General features: G+C 42.8%; 14 protein-coding genes. 7 read left to right on the top strand and 7 right to left on the bottom strand.

Annotated elements, in window-relative coordinates; all coding sequences use genetic code 11:
* Positions 1 to 126: 126 nt before the first annotated feature.
* The 3 genes from BLP33_RS19175 to BLP33_RS19165 all read left to right on the top strand — a co-directional run bounded on the left by BLP33_RS19175 (position 127) and on the right by BLP33_RS19165 (position 2,677).
* Complete coding sequence (locus BLP33_RS19175) at positions 127 to 633, top strand: hypothetical protein (RefSeq protein WP_090532132.1); 507 nt, start codon at positions 127 to 129, stop codon at positions 631 to 633.
* Between the two features lie 252 nt (positions 634 to 885).
* The gene (locus BLP33_RS19170; RefSeq protein WP_090532131.1) at positions 886 to 1,761 is read left to right on the top strand and encodes an OmpA/MotB family protein; all 876 of its coding nucleotides are present in this window, start codon (positions 886 to 888) and stop codon (positions 1,759 to 1,761) included.
* 373 nt (positions 1,762 to 2,134) lie between these two features.
* Positions 2,135 to 2,677: a hypothetical protein gene (locus BLP33_RS19165; RefSeq protein ID WP_217633192.1), complete on the top strand. Its 543-nt coding sequence runs from the start codon at positions 2,135 to 2,137 to the stop codon at positions 2,675 to 2,677.
* 87 nt (positions 2,678 to 2,764) lie between these two features.
* Here the strand turns inward: BLP33_RS19165 and BLP33_RS19160 are convergent, their stop codons facing one another.
* Positions 2,765 to 3,202 (bottom strand): DUF5990 family protein, encoded by a 438-nt coding sequence (locus BLP33_RS19160; RefSeq protein WP_090532129.1) that lies wholly within the window; start codon positions 3,200 to 3,202, stop codon positions 2,765 to 2,767.
* Between the two features lie 137 nt (positions 3,203 to 3,339).
* On the opposite strand from BLP33_RS19160, the gene BLP33_RS19155 reads away from it, so the two are divergent.
* Positions 3,340 to 3,996: a metal-dependent transcriptional regulator gene (locus BLP33_RS19155; protein ID WP_090532127.1), complete on the top strand. Its 657-nt coding sequence runs from the start codon at positions 3,340 to 3,342 to the stop codon at positions 3,994 to 3,996.
* Between the two features lie 86 nt (positions 3,997 to 4,082).
* Here BLP33_RS19155 and BLP33_RS19150 read toward each other — a convergent pair whose 3' ends face one another.
* Entirely contained in the window at positions 4,083 to 4,571 is a 489-nt protein-coding gene (locus tag BLP33_RS19150; RefSeq protein WP_090532125.1) for a hypothetical protein, read from the bottom strand.
* A 168-nt stretch (positions 4,572 to 4,739) separates the two neighbouring features.
* Complete coding sequence (locus BLP33_RS19145) at positions 4,740 to 5,723, bottom strand: pyruvate dehydrogenase complex E1 component subunit beta (protein WP_090532123.1); 984 nt, start codon at positions 5,721 to 5,723, stop codon at positions 4,740 to 4,742.
* Positions 5,724 to 5,911: 188 nt separating this feature from the next.
* On the opposite strand from BLP33_RS19145, the gene BLP33_RS19140 reads away from it, so the two are divergent.
* Positions 5,912 to 7,819, top strand: coding sequence for a DUF4153 domain-containing protein (locus tag BLP33_RS19140; protein WP_090532121.1), 1,908 nt, complete (start codon positions 5,912 to 5,914; stop codon positions 7,817 to 7,819).
* A 10-nt stretch (positions 7,820 to 7,829) separates the two neighbouring features.
* Here BLP33_RS19140 and BLP33_RS19135 read toward each other — a convergent pair whose 3' ends face one another.
* On the bottom strand, positions 7,830 to 9,017 hold the full coding sequence (locus BLP33_RS19135) for a DUF5009 domain-containing protein (RefSeq protein WP_090532119.1): 1,188 nt from the start codon (positions 9,015 to 9,017) through the stop codon (positions 7,830 to 7,832).
* An 82-nt stretch (positions 9,018 to 9,099) separates the two neighbouring features.
* On the bottom strand, positions 9,100 to 10,155 hold the full coding sequence (gene pdxA, locus BLP33_RS19130) for a 4-hydroxythreonine-4-phosphate dehydrogenase PdxA (RefSeq protein WP_090532117.1): 1,056 nt from the start codon (positions 10,153 to 10,155) through the stop codon (positions 9,100 to 9,102).
* Positions 10,156 to 10,427: 272 nt separating this feature from the next.
* Here pdxA and rsmA point away from each other — a divergent pair, with 272 nt between their 5' ends.
* Positions 10,428 to 11,207 carry a 16S rRNA (adenine(1518)-N(6)/adenine(1519)-N(6))-dimethyltransferase RsmA gene (gene rsmA, locus BLP33_RS19125; RefSeq protein ID WP_090532116.1) on the top strand — a complete coding sequence of 260 codons (780 nt, stop codon included), beginning with the start codon at positions 10,428 to 10,430 and terminating at the stop codon, positions 11,205 to 11,207.
* Positions 11,208 to 11,313: 106 nt separating this feature from the next.
* On the opposite strand, the gene BLP33_RS19120 is transcribed toward rsmA, so the two are convergent.
* Positions 11,314 to 12,165 (bottom strand): DUF4198 domain-containing protein, encoded by an 852-nt coding sequence (locus BLP33_RS19120; RefSeq protein ID WP_090532114.1) that lies wholly within the window; start codon positions 12,163 to 12,165, stop codon positions 11,314 to 11,316.
* Positions 12,166 to 12,224: 59 nt separating this feature from the next.
* Between BLP33_RS19120 and BLP33_RS19115 the strand changes: the two genes are divergently transcribed.
* Positions 12,225 to 14,204, top strand: a complete 1,980-nt coding sequence (locus BLP33_RS19115; protein WP_090532112.1) for an alpha-ketoacid dehydrogenase subunit alpha/beta — start codon at positions 12,225 to 12,227, stop codon at positions 14,202 to 14,204.
* 212 nt (positions 14,205 to 14,416) lie between these two features.
* On the opposite strand, the gene BLP33_RS19110 is transcribed toward BLP33_RS19115, so the two are convergent.
* The gene (locus BLP33_RS19110; protein WP_217633191.1) at positions 14,417 to 16,069 is read right to left on the bottom strand and encodes a hypothetical protein; all 1,653 of its coding nucleotides are present in this window, start codon (positions 16,067 to 16,069) and stop codon (positions 14,417 to 14,419) included.
* Between the last annotated feature and the right edge of the window lie 4 nt (positions 16,070 to 16,073).

Raw genomic sequence — 16,073 nt, 5'->3', positions numbered from 1 at the left:
CTGAACACCAGTCTGTTTCAGTTCAAAATACACATTGTATCTAATTAGTTACCCGTTGCAACATGTAGCGGGTTAAACTTTTATGCACGGTTATTGTCATACCTACAAACAAAACAATAACACAACATGAAAAAGATAATTTTAACAGCTGCTATTTTATTAAGCAGCTTAACTGTAAAAATAGCCAGTGCCCAAATAAGCTTAAATATTAATATCGGTAGCCAACCTGCCTGGGGCCCCGTAGGTTATGACCATGTAGATTATTATTACCTGCCCGATATTGATTCTTATTACGATATCAATGCCCACCAGTATGTTTATTTTGATAATAATGTTTGGGTTCATGGGGCTATGTTGCCGCCACGTTTTGGTAACTATGATGTATATCGCAGCTACAAGGTAGTAGTTAACGAGCGCACCCCTTGGGTTAGGAACGATGTTTACAAACGTAAATATGCCTCGTACAAAGGCCGTCATGATCAGGTTGTAATTCGTGATAGCCACGATGAAAAATACCGTAACCATTGGGTTGAACGTAAAACCGTGCGCAGGGTTGACGTAAAACAAAAATCAAATGGTAATAAACGCGGACATGATGGTCATGACAATCACGGCAATGGCCACCGCGATTAAGTTTTTATATTGTTATAATTTTGATTGTTTTTATAAAGGACTGTCCTTTTTGGGGGACAGTCCTTTTTTCTTGCAATTCCCCTTATATCTTCCCTTAAGGGGCATAGTTGGCCTTCGGCACAAAAGTTGCCCCTTTATGTCACATTCCGGTTAACTTTAATAGTTTACCTGTATAGGTTAGCTATAAACGGACATTATATTCGTTACTTAGCTAACCGATTTATTGTTAAACGATTTAAATCAAATTACACTATGAAATATCGAATATCCATTTTGGCCCTGCTTGTAACAGCAGTATTAGGCCAAAGCTGTGTAAGCAGCAAAAAATACAAAGAGCTGGATGCTAATTACACACAATTGCAGAACAGCACCAAAGACCTGAGCATTAAATACCAAACCAGCGAACAGGCCCTTGCCGTGGCACGTGGCCGTAACAAAAGCCTTGAAGAGCAAATTGAGCAGCAAAAAACAAATGTAACCGCTTTGCAGGATGCCTTGAACAAATGTTTAAACTCAAGCAGCCAGGGCAATGTGAATATATCAAAGCTGGTTGATGAGATCAATGCTTCAAACCGCTATATACAGCAGTTGGTTAACGCTAAAAACAAAAGCGATTCGCTTAACATGGTGTTGACCAACAACCTTACCCGCTCATTAACTCCGCAGGAAACCCAGGATGTTGATGTAAAGGTATTGAAGGGAGTGGTTTACATTTCATTATCTGATAATATGTTATATAAATCAGGTAGTTATGAAATATCTGATAAGGCTGGCGCTACTTTAAGCAAGATAGCCAAGATCATTATGGACTATAGCAATTATGATGTGCTGATTGAAGGTAATACGGATAATGTTCCTATCTCGCAGAAAAACATCCGCAACAACTGGGATTTAAGTGCTTTACGTGCCTCATCAGTAGTGCAGGCCCTGCAAACCACTTACCAGGTTGATCCTAAACGTTTAACTGCCGGTGGCCGTGGTGAGTATAATCCTATCGCGGATAACTCAACCCCGAGTGGTAAAGCACAAAACAGGCGTACTCAAATTATCATAACACCAAAATTGGATCAATTTATGGACCTGATAGGCAAAGCACCGGCCGATCAGCCCGCGCCGCCTAAACAATAATTGTAGTTTAGCTATCAATTTCAAGCCACCCGGTTGGGGTGGCTTTTTTGTGCGGCTATTTTCGTATGTTTTTGCAGACAGTATTGCAAGGGCTGAAGCAGGGCGCCGGGAGGGCCGGAAAGCTTTTATTTTCCATACAATTATTAACCGAATGATAACAAAATGCAATTTTTTTAATTTGGAATATTGCTCATTTAATTAAGATGGAAAATAACTAACATTTGCTGTGTTACAATTAATTGAGCTTGCTTCATTACACTAAGGTTGCCATTACAATGGCATTTGTTTTGAATAAATGGAGCAACAGATATTGAGACAGGTTAAACCATGGGCTTTAACCGTAGTCATATAAATATAACTTATTACACGCGTTATGAAAAAGATGATTTTATCGGCAGTTATTTTGTTAAGCTGCTTTACTGCAAAAATAGCTTCTGCACAGGTTAGTATTGGTTTAGGGATCAACATAGGCAGCCAGCCCGATTGGGGGCCTGTAGGCTATGATCATGTTGACTATTATTACATGCCTGATATTGATGCTTACTACGATGTGCCAACCCATAATTATATTTACTATGAAAACAACGTATGGGTACACCGCAGGTATTTACCTGTAAGGTATCGTAACTATAATGTTTACAATGGATATAAAGTTGTGGTAAATGAGCGTAACCCATGGATACGCAACGCATACTACAGGGATCATTATTCCGGCTATCGCGGCCGTCATGATCAGGTGATCATCCGTAACAGCCGTGATGTAAGATATGCCAATCACTGGCGCGGCGGCGATCGCGGATGGCATGGCGGTAACCCAAACAGAGGCGGATGGCACGGCGGCGGTGATCATGGTCATGGTGGCGGGCACGGTGGTGACGGCGGACATGGTCACGGTGGTGGTCACGGGCATCACTAATAAACATTATTATATAGCAAATAGGCTTCCTGACAAGGAGGCCTATTTTGTTTCTAAGGCATATCTATAAGGTCATTGAGGCTCAGTTTAAGGCATATTTACCTTCCAGCCTTCAAATGGTTTTACCGTAGCACAAATGGGACTGCCGTCTTTTGCTGTTCCCGGAAAGCTCGTTATAAGGAATGCAGTCGAATGGTGGCCAAGCTGGGTTATCATGTCCCAGGTTACTCCGGAAAGCGGAACTTTAACTCTGCGGCTCCAGCCTCCCACCTGGCCTGCATATTCACCAACGTCAATATAAAGGAATTGACTTGCGGGCTGTCCCTGTACAAACGGCCCCGAAAATCGAGGATCATTGATCTTCTGCGGATCGCTTTTTAATTGGATCGTCAGATTAAATTGGATATCCAGCCCATCGGATCGTTGTGTCTGAATGGTTTCATATCTGTTTCCGCTGCCCTTTTGAATTCCGAAATCTACCCCCGCCGGAGGATTTTGCAGAATAATACAAAGTTGAATATCCATATACAATTATAATTAAAACCAATCTTCAAAAGTTTTATCCGGAGTATTTTCTTTTAAGCTGAGGCACTACCTAACGTTCAGGATGTAATAAGCGCTTTACTTTTGCTTATGTTTGTGTTTTATCAAATTGATTACTGATGTATACGCTTTCGGAAGAAAACTATTTAAAAGCTATTTATCGCCTTGCATTACAAGGGAAGGATTTTAAAATAACGCCCACCGCCATTGCCGAATCGCTCAGCAATAACCCGGCCTCGGTGGTAGATATGATCCGTAAGCTTACCGAAAAACAATTGATAGAATATGATAAAAAGAATGGTGTAAGGTTAACCCAGCAGGGCTTAAAGGATGCTACATTAATTGTACGCCGCCATCGCCTTTGGGAAGTTTTTTTACTGGAGAAATTAGGCTATCACTGGGATGAGATCCACGATATTGCCGAAGAACTGGAACACATTAACGACGCCACCCTTGCCGACAGGCTGGATAAATTCCTGGGATTTCCTGAATATGACCCGCATGGCGACCCTATACCAAAGGCGAACGGTAAAGTGCCTAAATCCTATTCCGTAAGCCTTTCTGAGCTTAAACCTGGTGCCCAAAGCCATGTTGCCGCCGTGCGTGACACCAGCAGTTCATTTTTGCAATACCTTCAACGGCTGAACATAGGGATAGGAACAAAAATTCAGTTGATTGAAAAAATTCCGTACGACAGTTCGCTGGTGATAAAAATTGAAAACCGCGGGGATACCACGGTTTCGCAAAAGTTTGGCGAGAATATATTGGTGGACTAATTTTAGGTTAAAGGCGAAAGGATAAAGATGAAAGGTTCAGTTAATCTTTACAAAAAAAGCCTTTTGCCTTTCGCCTTTTACCTCTTTTATGGTTTCCCCGTTACTCTTGATGATTCGGCAAGTTCACCATCAACGTCTATATCAAAGTAGAGGCGGTAGATCTCCCATTCATTTTTGGGTTTGTAAAACATAAACGTCATGCGGGCCGGTTGGCCTTCGTGTTTAAGCAGATAGCTGTACAGAACCAGGCTATTTGAAGCCTTGCGTTGCATGATCAGGTCCTTGCCGAGATATTTGCCTATTACACTTCGCATGGAATCTATTTTGACAATAATCCCGGTAAGCCGGGTTGAATCCATCTGCTTGTTGCTTTTAAAAATGTCAATCACTGCACGGGCCGTGCCTTGCTTGTCGTATTCTTTAAAAAACTTATCAATAAAGGTTTGTACCCCGGTTACCGGAGCCGCGGCCGGAGTTGCCGCCTGGGTTTGTGCCAAGGCAACATTGCCGGTGAATACCAGCGCCGATACAATAAAAAATAAGGGTTTAAATGCTTTAAAGTAGGTGTATCGCATGTTCAAAAATGTTAATTTTTAAAAGTAGGCATTTTTTACAAATCCCCCAATAATAGCTATTAAGATGATTGAAATGTGGCAAAGCGGGCAACTAAAATAAAGTTTCTAAAAACAAAGAGCCCGGTATGAAATACCGGGCCCAATTGAATATTTTGTTTAAGAAAACAATTACTTGGTAACGTACATTACTTCTTTAACCGCTTTGATCACCCTTTCAGGGTTTGGCAGGTACTCCTGGATCAAAGTTGGAGCGTAAGGAAGCGGAACATCGCCACCCATGATACGCAGGATAGGAGCGTCAAGGTAATCGAACGCATCTTTTTGAACTTTGAAAGCAACCTCGGTAGCAATTGAACCTAACGGCCAGCTTTCTTCAATAATTACCAGGCGGTTTGTTTTCTTTACCGATTCAATAACTGTAGCATAATCGATAGGGCGTACAGTACGCAGGTCGATCACCTCAGCGTGGATACCTTCTTTTTCAAGTTCGGCAGCAGCAGCGATAACCACTTTCATGATCTTGCCAAAGCCAACTAAAGTAACGTCAGTACCTTCTTTAACAACTTTTGCTTTACCCAATGGGATATAGTAAGTTTCTTCAGGCACTTCACCTTTATCGCCATACATTAATTCCGACTCCATAAAAATAACCGGATCAGGATCAAGGATGGCTGATTTTAATAAACCTTTAGCATCGTATGGGTTTGATGGTACAACCACTTTTAAGCCAGGGCAGTTGGCATACCAGTTTTCAAAGCACTGGCTGTGCTGTGAGCTAAGCATACCTGCATTACCGGTAGGGCCGCGGAAAACAATCGGCACCGAAAACTGGCCGCCGCTCATTGACATCATTTTGGCAGCGCCATTGATGATCTGGTCGATAGCTACCAGTGAAAAGTTGAAAGTCATGAACTCGATGATAGGGCGTAAGCCGTTCATTGCCGAGCCGATGCCGATACCGGCGAAACCCAATTCAGAGATGGGCGTATCTATAACACGCTTTGCGCCAAATTCGTCCAGCATTCCCTGGCTTACTTTGTACGCGCCGTTATATTCGGCAACCTCTTCACCCATCAGGTATATATTCTCGTCGCTGCGCATTTCTTCGACCATGGCCTCTCTTAGCGCTTCTCTGAATTGTATTTCTCTCATTATCGTAAAATGATGTTTTTTTGCGAACGCAAATATAAACACTAATGTGTTAAATGCAATTAACCGTGGTATTGGTTTGATTTTTAATACATATATTTTACATTTTCATCATTCTGCAAGAAGTAAAACCTCAAACCGAACCTCAAAAACACAAATAAATACTACATTAGTTCCTAAACCTCACACAAATGAAATTCCCGTCATTAAAAAACCTGTTACAAAGCGCGGTAAATACCATTAAACGTTATCCGTTTGAAACACTTTTTGCCTTAGCTGGCACCATAGCAGCTACTATAGAGATCGAACTTAATCACCTTAACCGTATAAGCGAAAACTGGTGCATGCGCACTATCATGATAGCCAACCTTGGTTTCCTGCTTAGTCTTTCAGCTACGCTGTACACGCAAAGCAAAGGATGGAAAACAACCAAAATAGTATTAGCAAAAATTGCAGCGGCTGTGATAGCTGTACTGTTCATATTTATTATTAATCCCCCCGAACGACAGGCAGATTATACCCGGTTCTTTTTGCTTAGCCTGGCTTTTCATTTAATGGTTTCTTTTGCTGCCTTTACCGGCAAAGGCCAGATACGAGGATTTTGGCAGTTTAATAAAACTCTTTTTTTACGCTTTTTGGCATGTATGCTGTATGGCGTAGTATTGTTTGCTGGGCTGGCCGCAGCAATAGGAGCTACCAACTTTCTGTTTAATTTTAAGTTTGAGTGGGATACTTATCAGATTTTATGGGTATGGATCACAGGGATGTTCACTACTACCTTCTTTTTAGCGGGAGTACCAACAAACACTCGCGCGCTTAATGAAGATGAAAGCTACCCCAAAGGCCTAAAGATCTTCACCCAATATGTACTCATCCCGCTATCAACAGTATATGTGCTCATTTTACTGGCTTATGAAATCAAAATACTCATTGAATGGAAGCTGCCCAAAGGCCTTGTATCAAACCTGATATTAGGTTATGCCGTATTTGGCATATTATCGCTCCTGTTGGTATACCCCATCCGCGAGCAAAACGAAAACAAATGGCTCAAAACCTATACCCGCAGCTTTTACTTTTTATTAATCCCATTGCAGATATTGCTGTTTGTTGCCGTTGGCACAAGGGTATTTAGCTATGGCGTTACCGAATTCAGGTATTTTTTGATAGCACTTGCTTTGTGGCTGCTGTTCATCTCGCTTTATTTTTTACTGTTTAAAAAACAGAATATTAAGATCATTCCCATCTCACTCTGCATGCTAACCCTGCTTAGTATCTACGGGCCACAAAGCGCGTTTACCATGAGTATGTATTCGCAAAGGGGTATGGTGATTAAATTTTTTAAAAAGCATAATGGATTTAAAGAAGGTAAACTGGTGCCTGTTGACGGTATGAAAATCGACATGCTGGAGGGAAGTCTTGGCGCAAGCAGGCTCAATTATTTCATTTACCATTATGACCTTATGGGCCTGCAACCTTATTTTAATAAAAATCTCAGCATAGTTAGCGATTCTTTAGCTAAACAAAAAAACGACTATGATAACCTTCTTGTTGACAGGGAAGGCTTACGCACACTAAAATACCAATGGGCAAAGAAACAACTTGGCCTCAATCGCTTTACCGATTATCTTTACTTTGAAAGTGAAATGGTAACGGACGGGCAGATAGGCTATGTTTTTACACAAAAAAATTACATCACGGTTGTAACCGGCTATGATATTGTTTTCGCAAATGATCGTACGGCTGATAGCGTTGTTTATAATTTTAATGGGATAAAGATTATTTCAACTCAAACCGCTAATATTCGCACATCAAAATTCATCTATACATTAGGGCTCAATAATGAGACATTTAAATTCGATCCTCTTGATGTCGTAAATAAGATAGTTGCCGATACGACGAAGATGAAAACCTATTTTGTAAAAGAAGATTCAGAGACCTCACGGAAATATGAACTACCAGGAAACTTAATACGAATAACAAAAGAAACGCCGGCCTATACTGTGACATTTCAGTTTAATGAGATCTACTTTGATCTTCCTAAGAAAGGCGGCCCTATTATAAGAGGCGGAAGAGGGCAGTATCTCATCAAAATAAAGTAAAACTGTCTGCTTATATCTTAATCCTAATATTAATCTTATCCAACAAACCCGTAAGCCATACCATTACAAAAGCAAATACAATACATTTGATTAAGCCCCCGGTGCCCTGGCTCAGGTATTCGGGATAGCCAATCCTGCTCATTTCATATATAGGGTAAAACAGGAAGGGAACTATATAACAGGTAAAAGTATTGGTACCGGCGGGCTCTATCACCTTAAACCAGTTGTATTTGTTTTTAACATCAACCAGGAAAATAAAAAAGGCATACACCACCAAACTTATCCCGGTACAAATAAGCACCCATGAAGGGGTATCGCGCTCTTTAGAGATGCCGCCGCTGAAATACCGCACTATAAAACCAAGGTTAAACAAAATTATTGCAATCAGGATCATGGCCACCCAAAGCATCTTCATTTCGTTATTGGCCTTGAGGCGCATGTACAATACAGAAATAAATACCCCTGCCATTGTGAACGATTGCATGGCGCCATTACCCGCAATCCAGATATAGCCCTGCAGCTTGTCGATAAAATCGAGAAAGCCGAAGTGCACATCCAGGTTAAAGAAAATGAAGAACATCCAGGCCGCCAGCTGTACCCATAAATGCCCGTCGGAATAGTAATAGATAAGTGCGCAAAGCATGTATGACCAGCCTATCAGGCCTAAAATACCCCACCAGGTAAAGTGAAGCCAGGTATGCCCAGGGTCGCTGGTACGATATAGCAACGCCATGCCTGCAAGTAACAATATACCGAAGCCCTGCAGCATATAGCGTTTAGTGGCTGACGTATCCTTACCGTAATCTAAAAAAATAAAGAAGAAGCTGAATGTAACCAGGCTTTCCCAAACGGGTTTGGGTAACAGGGTGGTAGCTTCATTGTAGGTTTCCATGTTGGCATGAAAGAAACCTATAAAAATGAGCGCGAACGAGCGGCTCACTATCCGTGATAGTAGCTTGAAATTGTCGCCCTGCTTTAACCTGTTTTGAAAAGCAAAGGGAATTGAAAGCCCGACTATAAATAAAAACGCGGGGAAAATAGTATCTGCCAAACCCAGCGCATCAACATTTGAGCCCGCGTGTTTAAGCCATGTTGGGGTATTCGGAATGCCATCCAGGTCATTCACAAATATCATGAGGAACATTGTTACAGCGCGGAATGCATCTATTGAACGTATGCGGCTAAGAAAATTATTCATTCAGTCATGTAAATGCAACAAGCAGCGTAAATGTTTTAATTTAACGGTAATTAAATTGAAACATTACTATTACAAGGCTTTTTTAATCTCTGTCGCGGCTTAGCTTGCTGAATAAAAGTGGATTTTCATTAAGTTCGAGTCCTTCCCTGCGGTTTTTGACAATGTGGATAGCTGTAAACAGCGCTTCGCGGAAGGAGACCTCAGAAGCCTGGTTTTTTCCTGCTATATCATACGCAGTTCCGTGATCGGGCGAGGTGCGCACAAAGTTTAGCCCGGCTGTAAAATTAACACCTGTTTCAAAGGCGATCTGTTTAAAAGGGATCAGGCCCTGGTCGTGATACATAGCCAGTACAGCATCGAACTGCAGGTAAGTGCCATTGGCAAAAAAACCATCGGCCGAGTATGGGCCAAATGCCAGTATATTATTTGAGCGGGCTTCTTCAATAGCAGGTATAATGATATCTTTTTCTTCGCTGCCGATGAGGCCGTTATCGCCGGCGTGGGGGTTAAGCCCCAATACGGCTATTTTTGGCTTGCGCACCCAGAAATCATTTTGCAAACTATGGTTCATTAGCTTCAGTTTGGCCAATATTTTTTCGGCGGTAATGCTTTCGGCAATTTTTGATACCGGGATATGACCTGTAACCACGCCAACGCGTAAAGTATCGCTCACTAAAAACATCAGCGATTCGGCAGCACCATCGTATTGCTGTAAATATTCGGTATGGCCGGGAAAGTGGAATTTATCGTTCTGTATATTATCCTTGTTAATAGGAGCGGTAACCAATGCATCTATATAACCTTCCTTCAGGTCATAAACAGCGCGCTCCAATGATTTAAAAGCGTACTTGCCTCCTGCTTCCGTAACCTGCCCGATATCAATCTTTACATCCTCTTCCCAACAGTTGATCATGTTAGGTTTGCGGAAATGAGTTTGTGAAGGATCATTGATCACCAAAAAATTAAGCTCATTAACCTGGGTTGCACGGCGGTGGAACGAAGCCACTTTGGTATGCCCGTAAACAATAGGCGTACAATAATCATAAATCTTACTATCGGCCAAAGTTTTAATAATTATCTCTAAACCGATGCCGTTTACATCGCCAATGCTGATTCCAATTTTTAATTTATCGCTCATTATTTTTTTATGATTTCACTGAGTTTTATGATTTCACCGATTTTTTTAAGCGGTGATTTCAATATTTTAACAGTGATGATTATTAATGGTTTATAAAGCTAAACGACCTTTTGCCTTTTGCCTTTCGCCTTTAACCTTCAACTTAGGCAAACCTTTTACCTTTAACCTTTCGCCTTTAACCTATCTTTACACCTGCAAATAAAAGATTTTAAGCTTATAGTTCCTGATAAAAGCACAAATATGATTTAATTTGCTCAAATATTTGATTAATAATGACATTGGTAAGGGCAAAAAAACATTTAGGGCAACATTTTCTTACTGATAAAAACATAGCAGCAAAGATAGTGGACAGCCTGAAACCCGAAGGGCGTTTCGGCCATGTGCTTGAGGTGGGACCGGGCATGGGAGTACTGTCTGATTTCCTGCTGCAAAAAAGCGAGTACGAAACATCACTCATTGATATTGATACCGAATCGTACGATTTTCTGAAAAAAAAATACCCGCAATTAGGTGCCCGCCTTATCAATGCCGATTTTTTGGAGCTTGATTTTAAAAGCATTTTTCCCGAAAACTTTGCCATTATCGGTAATTTCCCCTATAACATCTCATCGCAAATACTTTTTAAGGTGCTTGACAACCGCCAGCAGGTGGTTGAGGTAGTGGGCATGTTCCAGAAAGAGGTTGCTGAACGCTGTGCCGCCAAACCAGGCAGCAAGGAATATGGTATACTCAGCGTGTTTTTACAAGCCTATTATAAAGTGGAATACCTGTTTACGGTGAAGGCCGGTGTATTTAATCCTCCGCCCAAGGTGCTTTCGGCAGTGATCAGGCTTACACGCAACGATAAACAAACACTTGATTGCGACGAGAAACTGTTTTGGCAAATTGTAAAAGCCGGGTTTAATCAGCGCCGCAAAACCCTGCGCAACGCCATATCATCACTCATCAACAAAGAAAAATTGACTGATGAGCCTGTCCTCGACCTGCGTGCGGAAAGATTGAGTGTGGAGGATTTTGTTAAACTTACTAACGCGGTTTCAGCGAGCAGATAGGTAATTAAGGTTTTGCGCCCTCTAAATCTCCCCCAAAAAGGGAAGACTCACAATGATGTCGCCATATTTTTAACCCGCTACTAAACCTGCAACTGCTGCTAAAAAATCAATGCTTATTTCCAAATCCAAACTCCCTGTATGAATTTGGTACGTCATCGGTATTGCTGAAGGCAAAGGTGAAAGTAGTGCTCCAGTTTTCATAGTCGGCTTTTTTATCCTGCGATGGTTCAACATGGGTTGAGCTGACCATATATACCCCCTCACGGCTCAGTTTAAAAAATACCAGGCCATTGCTGTCGCTCAATAATTTTTGCGGAACGATGGTGCCGTTCAAAGTACGTACATATTGCATCACCACAGCATCCTTCATAGGTTTACCTCTAAAAAGCACCTGGGCGGTAACATCATCGCCATAGCTTGATTTATAGGGGTTTTGTTGTATTACAATTTCATATTCCTCACCCAGGGGTTTATCAAAGTCCTTACCGTTAGCTTTATCAACAGAAATAAGGGTTTTGCTTGACTGGTGATACTTTTCAACAAAGTATTGCTGACTACTGGCCCGGGCTTCTTCGGCCATTTTATCGAGGCCTTCACTTTCAAGCGCCCTGATAAATTTATTCCTTTCCGATTCTGTTTCATCATCCCTTACCAGTTCAAAAAGTGCAAGACCGGAGTTTTGCAGCTCATAGACAAGCAGACTGCTATCGGCAGAGTTACTGACTTTTGAAAGGTCCGTTTTCTTTGAGCCTTCATACAGCATAAATTTAGTTGCCTTTGCTGTGGCAAGTTTAAATTCATTTTCGGGTTTAAACTCGTTGCCGCTCAACAAATGCAGGTTAAGCTTATCGCCTTTGTGAACGTAAAAATTATGTGGCAATAAGAAAAAATCCTGCGAACTGGCCGCAAAGCCGATCATGAGCAGTAATATAATGATGAAAATAGAGGTGCGCTTCATAGTTTTTGGATAGTATCACCAAACATACAAAGTTTTAAAAACTTCAGTAGTTTTACGTTATGATTTTTGACAGGAAAAACCTCGATAATGATACTTTGCTGGAATTTTATAAAAAAATGCTGTTTCCGCGCATGGTTGAAGAGAAGATGCTGATCCTGCTGAGGCAGGGCCGCATTGGCAAATGGTTTTCGGGTATTGGCCAGGAAGCCATAGCAGTTGGCAGCGCCCTTGCTATGAATGCCGACGAATATATTTTGCCTATGCACCGCAACCTCGGTGTTTTTACATCGAGAAATATCCCTTTGTCGCGGTTAATGGCGCAATGGCAGGGCAAACCCTCGGGCTTTACTAAAGGGCGTGACCGCTCCTTCCACTTCGGTACCCAGGAGTATAAGATCATTGGGATGATATCCCATCTCGGTCCGCAGCTTGCCCTGGCCGATGGCATTGCCTTAGCGGATGTATTATCGGCTAAAAAAAAATCAACCCTCGTTTTTACCGGCGAGGGTGCCACCAGTGAAGGGGACTTTCACGAAGCACTTAACATAGCTTCTGTTTGGAAACTGCCGGTAATATTTCTGATCGAAAATAATGGCTATGCCCTTTCAACCCCAACCAACGAACAATATAATTGCCGCGAACTGGTTGATAAAGCCGTAGGCTACGGTATTGAAGGCCGCCGTATTGACGGCAATAACCTGCTTGAAGTTTATAACACCATAACCTCACTTAATAAAGCTATTCGTGAAAATCCGCGCCCTGTTTTGCTGGAATGTATGACCTTCAGGATGCGTGGCCATGAGGAAGCATCAGGCACCAAATATGTTCCCACTAATTTATTTGAGTGGTGGGCAGGAAAGGACCCGGTTACAAACTTTGAAAAGTACCTGATTACCGAAGGGGTTTTGTTTAAAGACATGATCTCTGTTATCCGTAAGGAGTTCGCCGCCCTTATTGAAACCGAAATTGAAAAGGCTTATGCCGAAACAGATATTATACCGGATGTGGCCACCGAGGTGCAGGATATGTACAAGCCTTACAGCTTTCCTGCTGTACAGCCAAAATCATCGCCGGTTGCCAGTAAGCGCTATATAGATGCCATTAGCGACGGGCTTAAACAAGCTATGCACAAACACCCCAACCTGGTGATCATGGGACAGGACATTGCCGAATACGGCGGCGCATTTAAAATTACCCGGGGCTTTGTTGAGGAGTTTGGTAAGGCCCGTGTACGTAACACCCCCATTTGCGAATCGGCAATTGTTGGTGCAGGCATGGGGCTTGCCCTTAACGGCTACAAAGCCGTTGTTGAAATGCAATTTGCAGATTTTGTTACCTGTGGCTTTAACCAGGTTATTAATAACCTGGCAAAAACGCATTATCGCTGGGGGCAGGGCGTTGATGTGGTAATACGGATGCCCGCGGGTGCAGGTACCGGGGCAGGCCCCTTCCACTCGCAAAGCAATGAAGCCTGGTTTACCAAAACTCCTGGCTTAAAAGTGGTTTATCCGGCTTTCCCGGCAGATGCCAAAGCGCTGCTGCTTGCTGCCATTGACGATCCTAACCCGGTAATTTATTTCGAACACAAATACCTGTACCGCAGTATCAGCGCCGATGTGCCCGATAATGATGTAATGATAGAGATAGGCAAGGCTAATATGATTAAGCAAGGCGAAAAGGCCAGTATAATTACATTTGGTCTTGGTGTACACTGGGCATTGGAGTATGCAGACAAACATCCCGATCAATCCATAGAGATCATCGACCTGCGCAGTCTGCAACCCTGGGATCAGGAAGCGGTGGAAACCAGTGTTAAAAAAACAGGCCGGGTGCTGATTTTGCATGAAGATACACTCACCAATGGTTTCGGCGCCGAAATTGCGGCCCATTTGGCCGAACATTGCTTTAAATATCTTGATGCCCCCGTAATGCGTTGTGGTAGCCTCGATACAGCCATCCCCATGAACAAAGCTTTGGAAGATCAGTTTTTGGCCAAGGCGCGATTGGAAGAAAGCATGGAACGGCTGCTGGCTTATTAGCAGGGCCCCCGAGCTATACTTCTATTCCTTTAGGTTTCATGTAGCGCTGGGCAGCACCGTTAAATATTTCGTTAACTCTTGATCTTAACTGATTATTGGCGATCAATTCGGGTATAATAAAAGACTATACTGCTTATTTCATTGCCTTTTAGGTGAAACACATTGAGTTTTTAGAAGAAGCATAACTACGGTTAATATTAAAAGTGTTTCAATTATTTTTCAATAAAAAAGGATTGTTCAACGGGCATTGCCGTTTGCAGTTTAGGCTCATGGCTATTACCATATTGCCAGGCTACCACGGTAACTTTTACCGGGAAACGGCTTCTCGGCGGAATAGCTGTAATATTTAATGTATTGCCTGATAGCTCCGCCGGGCCTTCTAATACATAAAACCCCACAGACACCTGTGCATCTGAGCTGGCATCCAATTTTATTCCCTTTGCATGTGCCTTTTGGTTGGGGACCGGAAAAAATGTAATATGCTGCTCCTTCCCCGCTGTATTGTGTGGTGGCACAAGCATTTGTGATTGCTGTACGGCCGGTTTATACTCAGCATCTCCAGGATGGGTAGCAGCAAACCACAACTCATAACTATGCGGGTTCTCCCAAAAACCGGCCTGCGGGCTCAATCTGAAAGTGGAATCATTTATCTTGATAACCGGGCCTGTAATGCGGTTAATAGCAATAGGAATATTCCCGGCAGCATGCCCTATAGCGGAACCAACCGGCATGCCAGCCCAAACAGGTAAGCGGGGACTGCCCCCGGGTACCGTATCATAAAATGCAGCATGGAGTTTAAAAGTGATGCCATCGGCTTCAGGTTCAAATTTCAGGTTTACCTGCTGGTGCGTACTACGCTGTTCAACCACCCCGCCATGCTGTACACAACCTATGAGCTGTGGTTTTTGATTGCGATGTTTTGCCTGGTAGGTTATTGTTGCCCGAGCTGTTTCTTCATCAAAATACCAAAAGGCTTTTGAAGCATCCCCCTTATACCTTCCTACAGGTGCTGCATCCGCAGCGGGCAATTCATTATAACGCCATTTATCAACCAGCCAGCCGGTTTTTGTCGGATCGATATCAATCAATTTCGGAACAGTACCCGGCGGTACATTTTTTGGCAAGCGGTACTGCATGGCTTTTTTAATGTAGAAGGCCAGGTAACCGGTTTTTTCAAGCGTGGCAGCGAAATGCCCTTGTGCAGGGTTGGATAGCATACTCAACGGCAGCAACGGATGTTCCTGTCTTTCTTTTAATCCCTCATCGCTCCAGGTGTTGGCAGCTTCGTATTCGCCCATTGTTTCCAAACAAGGGATATAGTCCAGGCTTTGATCTTTACGCCAGATATCGGGAGCAAAAACGTTTCTTACATATGGCCATTGCCCGCTTACCGAGATGCAAGCAAGCGTACGCGAAGGGTTCCATGCACCAAAATAATAAGGTGCGCTTGCCGCTGCCGAATGCCCGATAGGGATCACCGGCGCTGTTTTCAATTCGCTATAACCTGAAATATCAGCGAGGTCATTGATCAACGTGTTAAACTGATCTCCGGCGCCCGCATTAAACAAAAACTTAAGATTGAAAGCCGGGCTAACCCAAATCTCCGCAACACCCAACTTGCCCATTTCCTTTCTGAATTGAGGATCTTCCAATATGGATTGCTCCTCCATATTGTTCTGGGCGAATATGACCGCCTTCACTTGCTTACAATTCGGCGATATCCATAAAAAAGCCCTTGACGGATCCCGCTTGGTACCAGCAGGCTTAACCGCCACCGACCATTGCCAAACAGCCGCTTGTGCTACCGGCAGATCTACCAACATCAGCGAGCTTAAAAAAATAAAATAGAGACAATACCTTCTCATAATT

This window comes from Mucilaginibacter sp. NFR10 (assembly GCF_900100445.1).
GTDB classification, from domain to species: Bacteria; Bacteroidota; Bacteroidia; order Sphingobacteriales; family Sphingobacteriaceae; genus Mucilaginibacter; species Mucilaginibacter rubeus.
Note: the sequence above shows the minus strand (reverse complement) of the source record. Positions and strands in the feature narration are given on the sequence as shown.

Bases quoted from the DNA above. Each gene is read 5' to 3' on its own strand.
- BLP33_RS19160 (WP_090532129.1), bottom strand. From the start codon at position 3,202: ATGGATATTCAACTTTGTATTATTCTGCAAAATCCTCCGGCGGGGGTA.
- BLP33_RS19155 (WP_090532127.1), top strand. From the start codon at position 3,340: ATGTATACGCTTTCGGAAGAAAACTATTTAAAAGCTATTTATCGCCTT.
- BLP33_RS19150 (WP_090532125.1), bottom strand. From the start codon at position 4,571: ATGCGATACACCTACTTTAAAGCATTTAAACCCTTATTTTTTATTGTA.
- rsmA (WP_090532116.1), top strand. From the start codon at position 10,428: ATGACATTGGTAAGGGCAAAAAAACATTTAGGGCAACATTTTCTTACT.
- BLP33_RS19110 (WP_217633191.1), bottom strand. From the start codon at position 16,069: ATGAGAAGGTATTGTCTCTATTTTATTTTTTTAAGCTCGCTGATGTTG.
- pdxA (WP_090532117.1), bottom strand. From the start codon at position 10,155: ATGAGCGATAAATTAAAAATTGGAATCAGCATTGGCGATGTAAACGGC.
- BLP33_RS19145 (WP_090532123.1), bottom strand. From the start codon at position 5,723: ATGAGAGAAATACAATTCAGAGAAGCGCTAAGAGAGGCCATGGTCGAA.
- BLP33_RS19165 (WP_217633192.1), top strand. From the start codon at position 2,135: ATGAAAAAGATGATTTTATCGGCAGTTATTTTGTTAAGCTGCTTTACT.
- BLP33_RS19175 (WP_090532132.1), top strand. From the start codon at position 127: ATGAAAAAGATAATTTTAACAGCTGCTATTTTATTAAGCAGCTTAACT.
- BLP33_RS19120 (WP_090532114.1), bottom strand. From the start codon at position 12,165: ATGAAGCGCACCTCTATTTTCATCATTATATTACTGCTCATGATCGGC.
- BLP33_RS19170 (WP_090532131.1), top strand. From the start codon at position 886: ATGAAATATCGAATATCCATTTTGGCCCTGCTTGTAACAGCAGTATTA.
- BLP33_RS19115 (WP_090532112.1), top strand. From the start codon at position 12,225: ATGATTTTTGACAGGAAAAACCTCGATAATGATACTTTGCTGGAATTT.
- BLP33_RS19140 (WP_090532121.1), top strand. From the start codon at position 5,912: ATGAAATTCCCGTCATTAAAAAACCTGTTACAAAGCGCGGTAAATACC.
- BLP33_RS19135 (WP_090532119.1), bottom strand. From the start codon at position 9,017: ATGAATAATTTTCTTAGCCGCATACGTTCAATAGATGCATTCCGCGCT.